Consider the following 15,049-nt stretch of genomic DNA (forward strand, 5'->3'; position numbering starts at 1 on the left):
GCAGGAGCAGTGGGGCCCGCAGGAGCGGTGCACCCGCCGGCCCCTACGAGGCCCCCGCGCCCTGCCGGGGCCGCCCCCCTCAGTCCGGCAGCAGGTTCCCCCGCCGCGAGAGCAGGAAGCGCTTGAAGGCGGCGACCGGCGGGGTGTCGGGGTGCCCGTCCAGCCAGGCGACGCCGATCTCACGGGCCGCGCGCGGCGCCGTCACCGTCAGCTCGACGACCCCGGGGCGGGCGACGGCGGGCGGCGGCAGCAGCGCCACCCCGAGCCCGGCCGCGACCAGCCCGCGCAGGGTCTCCGCCTCCTCGCCCTCGAAGGCGACGCGCGGGGTGAAGCCCGCCTCGGCGCAGAGGTCGTCGGTGATCCGGCGCAGCCCGTACCCCGGCTCCAGCGTCACGAACGTCTCGTCGGCGGCCTCCGCGAGGCGGATCCGGCGGCGGGCGGCGAGGCGGTGGTCGTCCGGGACCACCAGGCGCAGCCGCTGTTCGTCGAGGCGGCGGGTGACCAGGTCGGGGGCGTCGGGCACGGGCGAGGTCAGGCAGAGGTCGAGGCCGCCCGCGCGGAGCCGCTCGATCATCGCCTCGCCGTAGTTCTGCACGAGCTGGAAGCGGACCCTCGGGTGGTCGGCCCGGAAGGCGCGGATCAGGGCGGGCACGGTCTCGGAGCCCATGGTGTGCAGGAAGCCGAAGGAGACCCGGCCCGCCGTCGGGTCGGCGTCCGCCCGGACCGAGTCGGCGGCCTTCTCCACCTCCGCCAGGGCGCGTTCGGCCGAACCGAGGAAGGTGCGTCCCGCCGGGGTGAGCGAGACCGTACGGCCCCTGCGGGCGAACAGGGCGACGCCCAGGTCCGCTTCGAGCCGGACCATGGCCCGCGAGAGCGTGGACTGCGGGACGCCCAGTTCGTGTGCGGCGCGGGTCACATGCTCGTGCCGGGCGACCGCCTCGAAGTACGCGAGGCGGGGCGCGAGCACGGCCCGGATGTCTTCTTCGTAACTGCTCGGTGACAGCCGAGGCCCTGAGCTGCGTTCATGCACCATGGGATTGATTATTGCGTTTTCGTGCATTGGACGCATGAAACCCGCGGGTCTACTTTCGACGTATGCCTCCCGCTGATACCGGGGCATCCACCATCGTGGTGGGTGCCTCTGCCCCGTCGTCCCCCGTCACCACCACCGCCGCGCCGGCCTCCGCCCCGGAGCGCCTGGAGCCCGGCCGCCCCGGCTACCGCCGGATGAGCTTCGCCCTCTTCGCCGCCGGTGTCGCGGCGTTCGCCCTCCTCTACTCCACCCAGGCCCTGCTGCCCGCCGTCTCCGCGTCGTTCGACGCCACCGCCGGGCAGGCGAGCTGGACGGTCTCGGCGGCGACCGGGGCGCTGGCCCTGTTCGTCCTGCCGCTGAGCGCGCTCTCGGAGCGGTTCGGGCGGCGGCAGATGATGACGGTGTCGCTGGCGATCGCGGTGCTGGTCGGGCTGCTGGTGCCGTTCGCCCCGTCGATGGGCGCGCTGATCGCGCTGCGCGCCGTGCAGGGTGCGGCGCTGGCCGGGCTTCCGGCCTCCGCGATGGCGTACCTCGCGGAAGAGGTGCGGCCCAAGGCGCTGATCGCCGCGATCGGACTGTTCGTGGCGGGCAACAGCATCGGCGGGATGAGCGGCCGTATCCTCACCGGCTGGGTGGCCCAGGCCTGGGGCTGGCGCGCCGCGCTCGCGGCGGTCGGACTGCTCGCCCTGGCGTGCGCCGCCGTCTTCCACTTCCTCATCCCGAGGGCGAAGAGCTTCCGCCCCGGCTCGCTGAACCCGAAGGCGCTGGCGAAGACGGTCGCCACCCACCTGGGCAACCCGCTGCTGGTCCGGCTGTACGCGATCGGCGCCCTGTTCATGACGGTGTTCGGCGCGGTCTACACGGTGATCGGCTACCGGCTGGTCGAGGAGCCGTTCAGCCTGCCGCAGGGCGTCATCGGCTCGATCTTCCTCGTCTACCTGGTGGGTACGGTCTCCTCCGCGGCCGCCGGCCGCCTGGTGGCCCGCCTCGGCCGCCGGGGCGCGCTCTACCTGGCGGTCTCCACCACCGCCGCCGGGCTGCTGCTCTCCCTGACGGACCGGCTGGCCGCCGTGCTGCTCGGCCTGGTGCTGATCACGGCCGGCTTCTTCGCCGGGCACGCGGTCGCCTCGTCCTCGGTGAGCCGGACCGCGACGGAGGGCCGGGCGCAGGCGTCGGCGCTCTACCAGTCGGCGTACTACCTGGGCTCCAGCGCGGGCGGCACGCTGGGCGCGGTCGCCTTCCACGCCGGGGGCTGGGCGGCGACGGTGGCCCTGGGCCTGCTGGCGGTCCTCGGCGTCGTCTCGATCACCCTCTACGGGACCCGGGTGGCGCGGGCGGAGCGGCGGGCGCTGGTTCCGGCGGCCCGCTGAGCGGACGGTGCCGGGGGTGCGGTCACCCGCCGAACCAACCGACTCCCCGGGGGCCGGTCACCCGCTGACCGAACGGACTCCCCGGGGGCCGGTCACCCGCTGACCGAACGGACTCCCCGGGGGCCGGTCACCCGCTGACCGAACGGACTCCCCGGGGGCGGTTGCCGGCTGCACGTAGGGTCCGGGCGCCCGCCGCACGCGCGCGTCCGCCCCGGTCCGGCCGTCCGTGGAACCGAAGGCCGCCGTCCCGGACGTACCGGACGGGGACGCATCCGAGACCTCCCCCGTGCAACCACCGCCCCTCTTCGTACGTCTACCAGGCGTCACCACAAAACCACTGTGGGCGAAGGGGAGTTGCCGCATGGGAGACATGACGAGGACATCCGGCGGACGGCTGCGGCGCGGGGTGGCGCTGTCCGTCGCCGGGCTGATGGCCGCTCCGGCCCTGGTCCTGGGCAGCGGCACCGCCGCCCGGGCGGCGTCCTGCACGACGTCGGTGGGGCCCCACCAGAAACAGGTCGAGAAGTTCCTCGGGCGGCCCGTGGACGGCAGGCAGTCGACGGCCGACTGCAAGGCGACCCGGACGTTCCAGAAGGCCCACGGGATCACCCCCTCGATCGGCTACGCCGGCCCGCTGACCTGGCGCACGATGAACACGATGCTCGCCCAGAGGGCGGCCGGGAAGAACCCGAACAAGGCGGGGAAGTGCCCCACGGACAAGGGGCGCATTGCCTGCGTCGACCTGACCCGGCAGTTGAGCTGGATCCAGGACGGCAGGAAGCTGACGTACGGTCCTGTGCCGGTGCGGACCGGCCGGGACGGCGCGGAGACGCGGACCGGGGCCAAGAAGGTCTACTGGCGCGCCGTCAAGCACTGGTCGACCATCTACCAGGTCTGGATGCCGTACTCCCAGTTCTTCGACGGCGGCCAGGCGTTCCACTCGGTCACCAAGTCCATGTACAACCCGCCGGGCTCCGGCGGCTGCGTCAACATGCGGGCCGCCGACGCGAAGGCATACTGGAAACTGCTGAGGAACGGCGACGACGTGTACGTGTACGGGCGCAAGCCCGGGACCTGAACGAGGCGCTGAGCGCATCCCGAGGTGTGCCGGACGGCCGGCGGCCGAAGCCGCGGCTTCCGGTACCGGTGGGGGCGTCCGCCGGACGCCCCCTGTTCGTTTTCCACCCCCGACTGTCAGTGGCCTGCGGTAGCTTCCGACGTACCGGGTGACGGATGCCACAGCGCGAGAGCGCGCGACAGGGGTGGAGCGATGAGCGATCTGACCACGACGACGGCCACGGGAGCGGCGGCGGGCGCCGAGGGCGGTGGCGCGGCCGACGGAGCCGGAATCGACAGCCGCCTGGAAGGGCACCGGGTCGAGCTGACGGGGTACTGCTACCGGATGCTCGGATCCGCATTCGAGGCCGAGGACGCGGTGCAGGACACCCTGGTCCGGGCCTGGCGCAACTTCGACAAGTTCGAAGGCCGTTCCTCGCTCCGCTCCTGGCTGTACCGGATCGCCACCAACGTCTGCCTGGACATGCTGAACGCGGGCAACAAGCGGGCCCGGCCGGTCGATCTGACCGGCCCGACCCCGCTCGCCCAGGCCGCGCTGAGCCCCCGCCCGGAGAACGTCTGGCTGGAGCCGATGCCCGACGGCAGGATCCTGCCGTCGGTGCAGGACCCGGCGGAGGCGGCCGTGGCGCGCGAGTCGGTGCGCCTGGCGTTCGTCGCCGCCCTCCAGCACCTGCCGCCGAAGCAGCGGGCCGTGCTGATCCTGCGCGAGGTGCTGGCCTGGAAGGCCGCCGAGGTCGCCGAGCTGCTGGAGACCTCCGTGGCCTCGGTCAACAGCGCCCTCCAGCGGGCCCGCGCCACGCTGACCGAGACGGAGGGCCGGGCGGGCGATGCGGCGGACCCGCTCGACGAGGAGCAGCAGAAGCTCCTGGAGCGCTATGTGAAGGCGTTCGAGGGCTATGACATGGCCGCCCTGACCGCGCTGCTCCACGAGGACGCGGTCATGACGATGCCGCCGTTCGACCTGTGGCTCCAGGGCACCGGGGACATCACGGGCTTCATGACCTCCATCGGGGCGGCGTGCGCGGGCTCCAGGCTGGTGCCCGTCTCCGCCAACGGGTCCCCCGGCTTCGCGCACTACAAGCCCGCCGAGGACGGGTCCGGGTTCGTGCCGTGGGCGGTGCAGGTCATCGACGTCCGGGACGGGGCGATCACCGGGATGCACTGCTTCCTGGACGTCCCGCGCTGGTTCCCGCTGTTCGGTCTGCCCGACCGGCTCCCGGCGGACGTGTAGGACGCCGGACCGCCGTCGTGGACGGGCGGGGCGGGTGGGTGCGAGCGCAGCCACCCGCCCCGCGTACGGAGGCCGGAGCACGTCACGGCACGCGTTCGCCGGGTCCCTCCTCCAGGGCCACCACATCGGCCAGCCCCACCAGGTCCAGCAGCGCCCGGAGTTCGGGGGGCACCCGGAGCAGCCGCAGGGTGACTCCGGCCCTGCGGGCGACGAGCCCCAGCCGGGCCACCGCCTCGACGGCGGTCAGATCCGGCCGGACCACCCCGCCCACATCGCAGTCCACCGCCGCGCCCGGGACCGGAGCGGCGCCGCGGGGAGCGGCGAGGGCGCGCTCCAACTCGGCGCAGAGGTCGGGGACGACGGCACGGCTGACCCGGCCGGTCACGGTCAGGGTGATCGGATTCTCGGCATCCACACCAGGCAGACCGGACCGGCGGGCGAAATTCATCGGCCCTGCGGAGGCGGGTTGGACGCCTTCGCGCCGTGAAGGAGCCGTTTCGCGTCAACTCGTGACTTCTTGTGACTCTCCTGTGAACCGATCCCCCCGGCCTCCCCTCTAGTCGGGTGAGCCGACGGCCGCAGCCGTCCTTTCTGCGTATCTGCGGGCCGACGGGTTGAGGAACCATCGAGTTCTCCAGGGGGAGAGTTGCGCAGACACGTGAGAAACGCGTGCATACCCGCGGTCGCCACGGCGGCCGCGGTGGCGCTGGCGGCCGGCATGATCAGCCCCGCCGTCGCCCAGCCGGACCCGAGGGGGGCGGCCGGCACCCGGGCGCAGGCCCAGGACCGGGAGACACGCCGGCTGACCCTCGTCACCGGCGACCGGGTCACCGTGGACGCCGAGGGCAGGCCGGTCGCCTTCCGGCCCGCGAAGGGCCGGGAGCACATCCCGGTCCAGCGGATGAGCGACCGGGGGCACACGCTCGTCCTTCCGGCCGACGCCCACCGGCTGATCGTCTCCGGCAAGCTCGACCGGCGGCTGTTCGACGTCACCGAACTGAGCCGTCCGGAGAACCTCCGGGCCCAGCGGGACGGTCTGAAGCTGATCGTCGGCTACCGGGGCAAGCAGGCCGCCACCGCGAAGGCGCAGGTCCGTGACGCGGGCGGCACCGAGGTCGGCCGGAGCCTGAGGTCGCTGAACGCCGAGTCGGTAACGACGCCGACGAGCGACGCGCCGGAGATCTGGAAGGCGCTCACCGAGCGTCGTGCCGGGGGCGACCGGGTGACCACCGCCGCCGGGATCGACCGGGTCTGGCTGGACGGCGTCCGGAAGGCGAGCCTCGACCGGAGCGTCCCGCAGATCGGCGCCCCGGCGGCCTGGAAGGCCGGCTTCACCGGCAAGGGCGTCACGATCGCGGTCCTGGACACCGGGACGGACTCCACCCACCCCGACCTCAAGGGCAAGATCCTCGCGGAGAAGAACTTCAGCACCGCGAAGGACACGAAGGACCGGGTCGGCCACGGGACGCACGTCGCCTCGATCGCGGCGGGCACCGGCGCGAAGTCGGGCGGCAGACTCAAGGGCGTGGCCCCGGACGCGAGGCTGCTCTCGGGCAAGGTGCTGGACGACGAGGGCTACGGCGAGGACTCCGGCATCCTGGCCGGTATGGAGTGGGCGGTCGCCCAGGGCGCCGACATCGTCAACCTGAGCCTGGGCGGCCCCGACAGCCCCGAGGTGGACCCCCTGGAGGCGGCGGTCGACAAGCTGTCGGCCGAGAAGGGCGTCCTCTTCGCCATCGCCGCGGGCAACGAGGGCGACGGCGCGGGCACGGTCGGCTCGCCGGGCAGCGCGGACGCCGCGCTGACCGTGGGCGCGGTCGACGACGAGGACAAGCTGGCGGACTTCTCCAGCCGCGGCCCGCGGATCGGCGACGGTGCGATCAAGCCGGATGTGACGGCCCCCGGCGTCGACACCACGGCGGCCGTCCCGCCGGGTTCGCTGATCGCCCGGGAGGTGGGCGAGAATCCCGCCGGTTACGCGACCATCTCGGGTACGTCGATGGCCACCCCGCACGTCGCGGGCGCGGCCGCGCTGCTCAAGCAGCAGCGCCCCGACTGGAAGTCCGCCGAGCTGAAGGGCGCGCTGACCGCGTCCACGAAGCCCGGGGCGTACACCCCGTTCCAGCAGGGCTCCGGCCGGATCCAGGTGGACCGGGCGATCGCCCAGAGCGTCGTGGCGGAGCCGGTCTCGGTGAGCTTCGGCGTACAGCGGTGGCCGCACACGGATGACGTCCCGGTCGGCAAGAAGGTGACGTACCGCAACCTCGGCACGGCCGATGTCACCCTGGATCTGAAGGTGACCGGCACCGGCCCGGCGGGCAGGCCGGCCCCGGCGGGCTTCTTCACCCTCGGCGCGGACCGGGTGACCGTCCCCGCGGGCGGCACCGCGGAGGCGACGCTGACCGCCGACACCCGGATCGGCGGCACGGCGGACGGGACCTACTCCGCCTACGTGGTGGCGACGGGCGGCGGGCAGACCGTGCGCACGGCGGCCGCCGTCGAGCGGGAGGTCGAGAGCTACGACCTGACGGTCAGGCACCTGGACCGGAAGGGCCGTCCGGCGGCGACCGCGGAGAGCACGCTCTACGGCTTCGACGACCGGGCCGGCGGCTCGTTCCTCAGCCCGCAGGTGGTGAACGGCACGGCGAGGATCCGGGTGCCCAGGGGCACGTACGTGGTCAACTCCACCGTCTACAACCACCCGACGGACTTCACCAAGGGCGCCGACTGGATCGCCCAGCCGAAGCTCGCGGTCACCAGGAACACCTCGCTGACGTTCGACGCCCGCAAGGCGAAGCCGGTGAGGATCACGCTGCCGGACGCGAAGGCGACGTCGCAGCTGTTCTCGCCGGACTACTCGGTGGAATCGAAGAACGACGGAGTGTCCTTCGGCTGGATGATGGACTCGCCGGCCAACTTCCGCACGCTCCACGTGGGTCCGCAGATCACGGACGGATCGCTCGCCCAGCGCTGGTCGGGCATGTGGACCAAGGGCGCCTCGACCGAGTACGACATCACGGTCGGCGGCCCGGTCAAGAAGCTCGCGACCGGCTACGACCGGAAGTTCACCGCCGGCGGGCTGGCCAAGGTGAAGGTCACCATGGGCGCGGCCGGGTCGAAGAAGAAGGGCGCACTCGCCGCCTGGGGCTTCCTGCCCTCGTCGGGCGGCGGCGTGGCCGCCTCGATCGAGCAGAAGCTGCCCGGCACCCGCACGCTGTATCTCTCCACCGCCGACAAGGTGCGCTGGAGCTTCGAGTTCAGCCAGGTGGGACCGCCCGACACGGAGGGCTTCCCGACGTACGAGGCGGGTTACCAGGTCGGTGACGAGGCCGCGTACAAGGGAGGCCGGACGTACAAGAGGTCTGTGAACACCGGGGTGTTCGGCCCGCTGGTGAGCAAGGACTTCGGCGTGGTCCGTGAGGGCAACCAGATCGTCGGCATGCTCCCGCTGCTGGCGGACGGGGCGGGCAACGCGGGCTCCATGACGCACTCCTCGGCCACGACCGTCCTGTACCGCAACGGCAAGAAGATCGGCCGGAACAGCGACCCGCTGAGCGGCGGTGAGCCCTTCAGGGTCCCGTCCGGATCCGCGGCCTACAAGCTGTCGGCCACCATCCGGCACAGCGCGAGGATCAGCCCGCTCTCCACCCGGGTGGACGCGTCCTGGACGTTCCGATCGAAGAAGACCGCGTTCACGATGCTCCCGGTCTCCACGGTCCGGTTCACCCCGGCCCTCGGCGCCGACGGCCGGGCCAAGGCGGGCAGGACCGTCTCGGTGCCGGTGAAGGTGCACGGCGCTGCTGCGGGCAGGAACCTGAAGTCGCTGAAGACGTACGTCAGTTACAACGACGGCACGACCTGGAAGAAGGTCACGGTGAAGAAGGGGAGGATCACCGTCAAGAACCCGGCGAAGAACAAGGCGATCTCCTTCGCCGCCAAGGTCACCGACAAGAAGGGCAACACCTCGTCGGTGCGGATCTACCGCGCGTACCTGGGCAAGTGACGGGCGCTCGCCGGTAGTTCACCCTTCGCACGACGGCGGCCCGCCGCACGGAGCGCATCCGTGCGGCGGGCCGCCGGTGTGTCAGCTGACGGGGAGGACGCCGGTGTCCAGGACCAGCCCGAACGGCTCGGGGAGGGTGAGCTCACGCCCGTACTCGACCGTCTCCAGGACCCGGTACGTACCGCCCTCCGGGGGCGGTCTCCTCTATCGGTACGTCACCGGGTCCAGCATGCCGAACGGGACCGGCGGCAGTCCACCGATCCCGTTCACCCGTACGAGGAAACCGCAGGTCAGGCGATACGTTCCCGCACCACCGGCAGCGGCGAGAACGACGTGCCGGCCGGGGCGATGTCGTACGCCCCGGGCAGTGCCTTCAGCGCGTAGTCGAACTTCTCCGGGGTGTCCGTGTGCAGCGTCATCAGAGGCTGGCCCTCGGTGACGGTGTCGCCGGGCTTGGCGTGGAGTTCGACGCCCGCGCCCGCCTGCACCGGGTCCTCCTTGCGCGCGCGGCCCGCGCCGAGGCGCCAGGCGGCGACGCCGACGTCGTAGGCGTCCAGGCGGGTGAGGATGCCGGAGGCGGAGGCGGTGACCACGTGCTGTTCGCGGGCGGTGGGGAGCGTGGCGTCCGGGTCGCCGCCCTGGGCGGAGATCATGCGGCGCCAGACGTCCATCGCGGAGCCGTCGGCCAGCGCCTTCTCGGGGTCGGCGTCCTTCAGGCCCGCCGCGTCCAGCATCTCGCGGGCGAGGGCGAGGGTCAGGTCGACGACGTCCTTCGGGCCGCCGCCGGCCAGGACCTCGACGGACTCGCGGACCTCCAGGGCGTTGCCCGCGGTGAGGCCGAGGGGGGTCGACATGTCGGTGAGCAGGGCGACCGTGCGCACGCCGCTGTCGGTGCCGAGCGCGACCATCGTGGAGGCCAGTTCGCGGGCGTCCTCGATGGTCTTCATGAAGGCGCCGGAGCCGACCTTGACGTCCAGGACGAGCGCGCCGGTGCCCTCGGCGATCTTCTTGGACATGATCGAGCTGGCGATCAGCGGGATGGCCTCGACGGTGCCGGTGACGTCGCGCAGCGCGTACAGCTTCTTGTCGGCGGGGGCCAGCCCGTCACCGGCGGCGCAGATGACCGCGCCGGTGGTGTCGAGGACGTCCAGCATCTCCTGGTTGGAGAGGTGGGCCCGCCAGCCGGGGATGGACTCCAGCTTGTCCAGGGTGCCGCCGGTGTGGCCGAGGCCCCGGCCGCTGAGCTGCGGCACGGCCGCGCCGCAGGCGGCGACCAGCGGGGCGAGCGGCAGGGTGATCTTGTCGCCGACGCCGCCGGTGGAGTGCTTGTCGGTGGTGGGACGGGAGAGGGCGTCGAAGTTCATCCGCTCGCCCGAGGCGATCATCGCGGCGGTCCAGCGGGCGATCTCGGTGCGGTTCATGCCGTTGAGCAGGATCGCCATGGCGAGGGCGGACATCTGCTCGTCGGCGACCTCGCCGCGGGTGTAGGCGTCGATGACCCAGTCGATCTGCTCGGGGGTCAGCTCGCCTCGGTCCCGCTTGGTGCGGATGACGGAGATGGCGTCCATGGGAATCCTTCCGGCCGGGTGCGTGCGCGCGTGTCCACGATGACTCTACGCGCATAGAGAGGGGAAAGAGCGGTGGCCCTTCCGGGAAGGAAGGGCCACCGCCGGGAGAAACGGGCCTCGGCCGAGGTGCTGCCGAGGGTGCTGCGGGCTTCAGCCGAGGTGCTGCGGGCCGAACGACTGCGGCAGCATCTCGTCCAGCGTGCGCCGCCCGTCGGGCGTCTCCAGGAGGAGTCCGGGGCCGCCGAACTCGTACAGGAGCTGTCGGCACCGGCCGCACGGCACCAGGATCGCCCCGGTGCCGTCCACACAGGTGAAGTGGGTCAGCCGGCCGCCGCCGGTGGCCTGGAGCGTGGAGACCAGACCGCACTCGGCGCAGAGTGAGAGGCCGTAGCTGGCGTTCTCCACGTTGCAGCCGGTGATGGTGCGGCCGTCGTCCACCCGGGCGGCGACACCGACCGGGAAGCCCGAGTAGGGGGCGTACGCCCGGGACATGGCGTCCCGGGCGGCCTCCCGCAGGGCGTCCCAGTCGGCCTCCTCGAAGGCCGGGGCGGGCGGGGGTGTCACTTGCCCTCGCCCTTGCGGTACGGCATGCCGTTGGCCTTCGGCATCCGCAGGCGTTGCGCGGACAGCGAGAGGACCAGCAGCGTGGTGACGTACGGCGCGGCGTCGACGAACTGGCTCGGCACCTGGTCGGTCAGGAAGTACCAGGTGAACAGCAGCGCGGAGAAGACCGCCGCGATCGCCGCGGAGACGTACTTCTTCTTGTACAGCTGCCAGATCACCGCGATGACCAGCAGGATCGCCAGCAGGAGCAGCATCGCGTGGACGTTCTCGGCGCCGCCGCGCAGCTTGAGGCTGTCGGTGAAGCCGAAGAGGCCCGCACCCAGCGCCATGCCGCCCGGCATCCAGTTGCCGAAGATCATCGCGGCGAGACCGATGTAGCCGCGGCCGCCGGTCTGGCCCTCCTGGTAGATGCCGGTGGCGACGATCGCGAGGAACGCGCCGCCGAGGCCCGCCAGACCGCCGGAGATCGTGACGGCGATGTACTTGTACTTGTACACGTTGACGCCGAGGGTCTCGGCTGCCACCGGGGACTCACCGCAGGAGCGCAGCCGCAGCCCGAACGGGGTGCGCCACAGGATCCACCAGGTGGCGGGGACCAGCAGCAGGGCGACGACGGTCAGCAGGGACAGGCCGGTGACGAGCCCGCCGATGATGCCCGCCAGGTCGGAGATCAGGAACCAGTGCTGTTGTTGCAGGTCCTGCATCCAGTCCGAGAGCCCCGGGACGGTGATCCTGTCGATCGGGTCGATGCGCGGCGACTGCTTCGAGGAGCCGCCCTGGACGCCGTCGAAGGCGAAGTTGGAGAGGTAGCGGGTGACGCCGACGGCGAGGATGTTGATGGCCACGCCGGAGACGATGTGGTTCACGCCGAAGGTGACGGTGATGACGGCGTGCAGCAGGCCGCCGAGGCAGCCGCCGAGGACGCCGAAGAGGACGCCCACCCAGGGACCCCACTGGAATCCGGCCCACGCGCCGAACCAGGTGCCGAGGATCATCATGCCTTCGAGGCCGATGTTGATGACGCCCGCGCGCTCGGCCCACAGGCCGCCGAGTCCGGCGAGGCCGATGGGAACGGCGAGCGCCAGGGCGCCGCGGACCTGGCCGACGGAGGTGATGTCGTTGGCGCCGCTGATGACACGGACCAGCGAGACCAGGGCGAGGGCGCCCGCGATGATCAGCAGGACGACGGGCAGGGAGAGCTTGCGGCGGCCGTTGCCCTTCTGGGGGGCGGGGCGTGCGGCAATGGTTTTGCTGGTGCTCACAGGGCCGCCTCCTTCTCGGTCGTGAGGGCGTGTCCGGCGGCGAGCTCCTCGCCGACCTTCTGCTGCTGGCGGCGGATGCCGTAACGGCGGACCAGCTCGTAGGAGACGACGACCGAGATCACGATCAGGCCCTGCATGATCGTGGCGATCTCCTTCTCGTACCCGTACTGGTCGAGCGAGGCCGAGGACTTGTCCAGGAACGCGATCAGCAGGGCGCTGAGGGCGATGCCGAGCGGGTTGTTCCGGCCCAGCAGCGCGATGGTGATGCCGGTGAAGCCGATGCCCGTGGGGAAGTCGAGGCTGTAGGTGTGGGTGTCGCCGAGCAGGGTCGGCATCCCGGCCAGGCCCGCGACGGCGCCGGAGATGAGCATCGAGGTGAGGATCATCTTCTTGGCGTCCACACCGGAGGCCTGGGCCGCGGTCTCGCTGGCGCCGGTGGCGCGCAGGTCGAAGCCGAACCGGGTGTGGTTCAGGACGAACCAGTACAGGACTCCGCAGCCGGCGGCGACGAAGGTGAAGCCGTAGATCTCCCCGGCCATGTCGCCCATCGGCAGCCCCGGGAACCAGCCGGACTCCGGGATCTCGCCGGTGGTCAGGTTGTTGGAGCCGGGAGGCTGCTCGCCGAAGTTCTTCGGCAGGATCATCCAGGCGACGAGCGCGGTGGCGATCGAGTTGAGCATGATCGTCGAGACGACCTCGCTCACCCCGCGGGTGGTCTTGAGGAAGCCCGCGATGCCGGACCAGAACGCGCCCACGAGCATGGCGACGATCACGATCAGCGCGATGTGCAGCGGCCCCGGCAGGTTGACGCTCGCGCCGACCAGCGCGGCCATCATCGCGGCGAGGCGGTACTGCCCGTCGACGCCGATGTTGAAGAGGTTCATCCGGAAGCCGACGGCCACCGCGAGTGCGGCGAGGTAGTACGTGCCGGCCTGGTTGATGATCAGTACCTGGACGTCGGCGTAGGAGGCCGAGTCGAACATGATCCGGTACGGCTCGAAGGGGTTCTGCCCGGAGGCGAGCAGCACCACGGTCGTCAGCGCGAGGGCGACGACCAGGGCGAGCACCGGGCCGGCGAAGCCCAGGATCAGCCGGTCCTTGTCGAATTTCTTCATCGGGCCTCGTCCTCCGGGTGTTCGAGGTGACCGGTGGCGGCGCCGGTCATGGCCGAGCCCAGTTCCTCCGGGGTGATGGTGGCCGGGTCGGCGTCCGCGACCAGCCGGCCGCGGTACATGACGCGCAGGGTGTCGGAGAGCCCGATCAGCTCGTCCAGGTCGGCCGAGATCAGCAGCACGGCGAGCCCCTCGCGGCGGGCCTCGCGGATCTGGTCCCAGATCTGCGCCTGCGCGCCGACGTCCACCCCGCGGGTGGGGTGGGCGGCGATCAGGAACGTCGGCGCGTGGCTCATCTCGCGGCCGACGATCAGCTTCTGCTGATTGCCGCCGGACAGGGACGCCGCGGTGACGTCGATGCCGGGGGTGCGGACGTCGTACTCGCGCACGATGCGCTCGGTGTCGGCACGGGCCGCCTTGTTGTCCAGCAGCCAGCCGCGGCTGTTGGGCTTCTCGGAGACGTGGCCGAGGATGCGGTTCTCCCACAGCGGGGCGTTCAGCAGGACGCCGTGGCGGTGGCGGTCCTCGGGGATGTAGCCGATGCCGGCCTCGCGCCGCTTGCGGGTCGGGACGTGCGAGATGTCGTCCGCGCCGAGCGTGATCACTCCGGCGTCGGGGTGGCGCATGCCCATGAGGGCCTCGATGAGCTCGGTCTGGCCGTTGCCCTCGACGCCCGCGATCCCCAGGACCTCGCCCTGGTGGATGGTGAAGTCGATGCCAGCGAGCACGTCGCGGACGGTGCCGTCGGGGTCGGTGACGGTGAGCTTCAGATCCTGGACCCGCAGCGCGGGCACGTCGGTGACGGTGGACTCGCGGGTCTCCGGCGAGGGCAGCTCGCTGCCGACCATCAGCTCGGCGAGCTGCTTGGTCGTGGTGGAGCCCGGGTCCGCGGTGCCCACGGTCGTACCGCGGCGGATCACGGTGATCTCGTCGGCGACCGACAGCACCTCGCCCAGCTTGTGCGAGATGAAGATGACGGTCAGCCCCTCGGCCTTGAGCTCGCGCAGGTTGGCGAAGAGCGCGTCGACCTCCTGCGGTACGAGGACCGCGGTCGGCTCGTCCAGGATGAGGATGCGGGCGCCCCGGTAGAGCACCTTGAGGATCTCCACGCGCTGCCGGTCGGCGACCCCGAGGTCCTCCACGAGCGCGTCGGGCCGGATGCCCAGGCCGTACGCGTCGGAGATCTCCATGATCTTCTCCCGGGCGGCGGAGCCGATGCCGTGCAGGTGCTCGCCGCCGAGGACGACGTTCTCCAGGACGGTGAAGTTGTCGGCGAGCATGAAGTGCTGGTGCACCATGCCGATGCCGCGCTCGATGGCGTCGCCCGGGTTGGAGAGCGAGACCAGCTCGCCGTCGATCGCGATGGTGCCCTCGTCCGGCTTCTGCATGCCGTAGAGGATCTTCATCAGGGTGGACTTGCCGGCGCCGTTCTCACCGACGAGCGCGTGGACCGTGCCCTTGCCGATGGTGATGTCGATGTCGTGGTTGGCGACGACGCCGGGGAAGCGCTTGGTGATGCCGTGCAGTTCTACGGCAGGGGGACTGCTGGACGCGTTGATGACGCACTCTCCTTGGCCGGACAGGAGCGGGGGCGGAGGGGCTCGGGGGGCTCGGGGGCCCTGAGGGGCGGGGTGAAGTTATCGCGCCGGAGGGCTGTCTACACGCGTAGCGCTGCCGAATCGTGAAACACGGGATGCACGTCACGCCCCGGACGCGGGTCCGGGCCGGGTGGGAGAGCACTGCGAGAGGCGGAACTTCTTCGGTGGTACGGCGATGGACGGGCTGCGGGCCCGGGACCACAGGCTGCGGACCGCGGACTGCGGACCGCA

11 protein-coding genes and 1 pseudogene are annotated in these 15,049 nt (G+C 71.7%); 4 read left to right on the forward strand and 8 right to left on the reverse strand.

Annotated elements, in window-relative coordinates; all coding sequences use genetic code 11:
- Nucleotides 1–79: 79 nt before the first annotated feature.
- Nucleotides 80–1,033 carry a LysR family transcriptional regulator gene (locus KME66_RS11470; protein ID WP_073228929.1) on the reverse strand — a complete coding sequence of 318 codons (954 nt, stop codon included), beginning with the start codon at nucleotides 1,031–1,033 and terminating at the stop codon, nucleotides 80–82.
- Between the two features lie 62 nt (nucleotides 1,034–1,095).
- On the opposite strand from KME66_RS11470, the gene KME66_RS11475 reads away from it, so the two are divergent.
- From KME66_RS11475 to KME66_RS11485, 3 genes are all read left to right on the forward strand, one after another.
- The gene (locus KME66_RS11475) at nucleotides 1,096–2,403 is read left to right on the forward strand and encodes an MFS transporter (RefSeq protein WP_216321616.1); all 1,308 of its coding nucleotides are present in this window, start codon (nucleotides 1,096–1,098) and stop codon (nucleotides 2,401–2,403) included.
- A 361-nt stretch (nucleotides 2,404–2,764) separates the two neighbouring features.
- Complete coding sequence (locus KME66_RS11480) at nucleotides 2,765–3,481, forward strand: L,D-transpeptidase (protein ID WP_216321619.1); 717 nt, start codon at nucleotides 2,765–2,767, stop codon at nucleotides 3,479–3,481.
- Between the two features lie 192 nt (nucleotides 3,482–3,673).
- On the forward strand, nucleotides 3,674–4,711 hold the full coding sequence (locus KME66_RS11485; RefSeq protein ID WP_216321621.1) for a sigma-70 family RNA polymerase sigma factor: 1,038 nt from the start codon (nucleotides 3,674–3,676) through the stop codon (nucleotides 4,709–4,711).
- 82 nt (nucleotides 4,712–4,793) lie between these two features.
- Here KME66_RS11485 and KME66_RS11490 read toward each other — a convergent pair whose 3' ends face one another.
- The gene (locus KME66_RS11490; RefSeq protein ID WP_216321624.1) at nucleotides 4,794–5,159 is read right to left on the reverse strand and encodes an STAS domain-containing protein; all 366 of its coding nucleotides are present in this window, start codon (nucleotides 5,157–5,159) and stop codon (nucleotides 4,794–4,796) included.
- Between the two features lie 270 nt (nucleotides 5,160–5,429).
- On the opposite strand from KME66_RS11490, the gene KME66_RS11495 reads away from it, so the two are divergent.
- Entirely contained in the window at nucleotides 5,430–8,714 is a 3,285-nt protein-coding gene (locus KME66_RS11495) for a S8 family peptidase (protein WP_216329253.1), read from the forward strand.
- Nucleotides 8,715–8,795: 81 nt separating this feature from the next.
- On the opposite strand, the pseudogene KME66_RS33895 reads toward KME66_RS11495, so the two are convergent.
- The 6 genes and pseudogenes from KME66_RS33895 to KME66_RS11520 form a co-directional block, all read right to left on the reverse strand.
- Nucleotides 8,796–8,906: pseudogene (locus KME66_RS33895) on the reverse strand (Uma2 family endonuclease); the annotation flags it as partial.
- A gap of 98 nt (nucleotides 8,907–9,004) precedes the next feature.
- Nucleotides 9,005–10,282 (reverse strand): thymidine phosphorylase, encoded by a 1,278-nt coding sequence (locus KME66_RS11500; RefSeq protein ID WP_216321626.1) that lies wholly within the window; start codon nucleotides 10,280–10,282, stop codon nucleotides 9,005–9,007.
- Between the two features lie 150 nt (nucleotides 10,283–10,432).
- Nucleotides 10,433–10,846, reverse strand: coding sequence for a cytidine deaminase (locus KME66_RS11505; RefSeq protein ID WP_073227464.1), 414 nt, complete (start codon nucleotides 10,844–10,846; stop codon nucleotides 10,433–10,435).
- The gene (locus tag KME66_RS11510; RefSeq protein WP_216321629.1) at nucleotides 10,843–12,108 is read right to left on the reverse strand and encodes an ABC transporter permease; all 1,266 of its coding nucleotides are present in this window, start codon (nucleotides 12,106–12,108) and stop codon (nucleotides 10,843–10,845) included. Before KME66_RS11510 ends, KME66_RS11505 begins: the two co-directional genes overlap by 4 nt.
- On the reverse strand, nucleotides 12,105–13,223 hold the full coding sequence (locus KME66_RS11515; RefSeq protein WP_073227470.1) for an ABC transporter permease: 1,119 nt from the start codon (nucleotides 13,221–13,223) through the stop codon (nucleotides 12,105–12,107). Before KME66_RS11515 ends, KME66_RS11510 begins: the two co-directional genes overlap by 4 nt.
- Nucleotides 13,220–14,803, reverse strand: coding sequence for an ABC transporter ATP-binding protein (locus KME66_RS11520; protein WP_216329255.1), 1,584 nt, complete (start codon nucleotides 14,801–14,803; stop codon nucleotides 13,220–13,222). Before KME66_RS11520 ends, KME66_RS11515 begins: the two co-directional genes overlap by 4 nt.
- Between the last annotated feature and the right edge of the window lie 246 nt (nucleotides 14,804–15,049).

Origin of the sequence: Streptomyces sp. YPW6 (assembly GCF_018866325.1) — a bacterium.
In the GTDB taxonomy this organism is placed as follows: domain Bacteria; phylum Actinomycetota; class Actinomycetes; order Streptomycetales; family Streptomycetaceae; genus Streptomyces.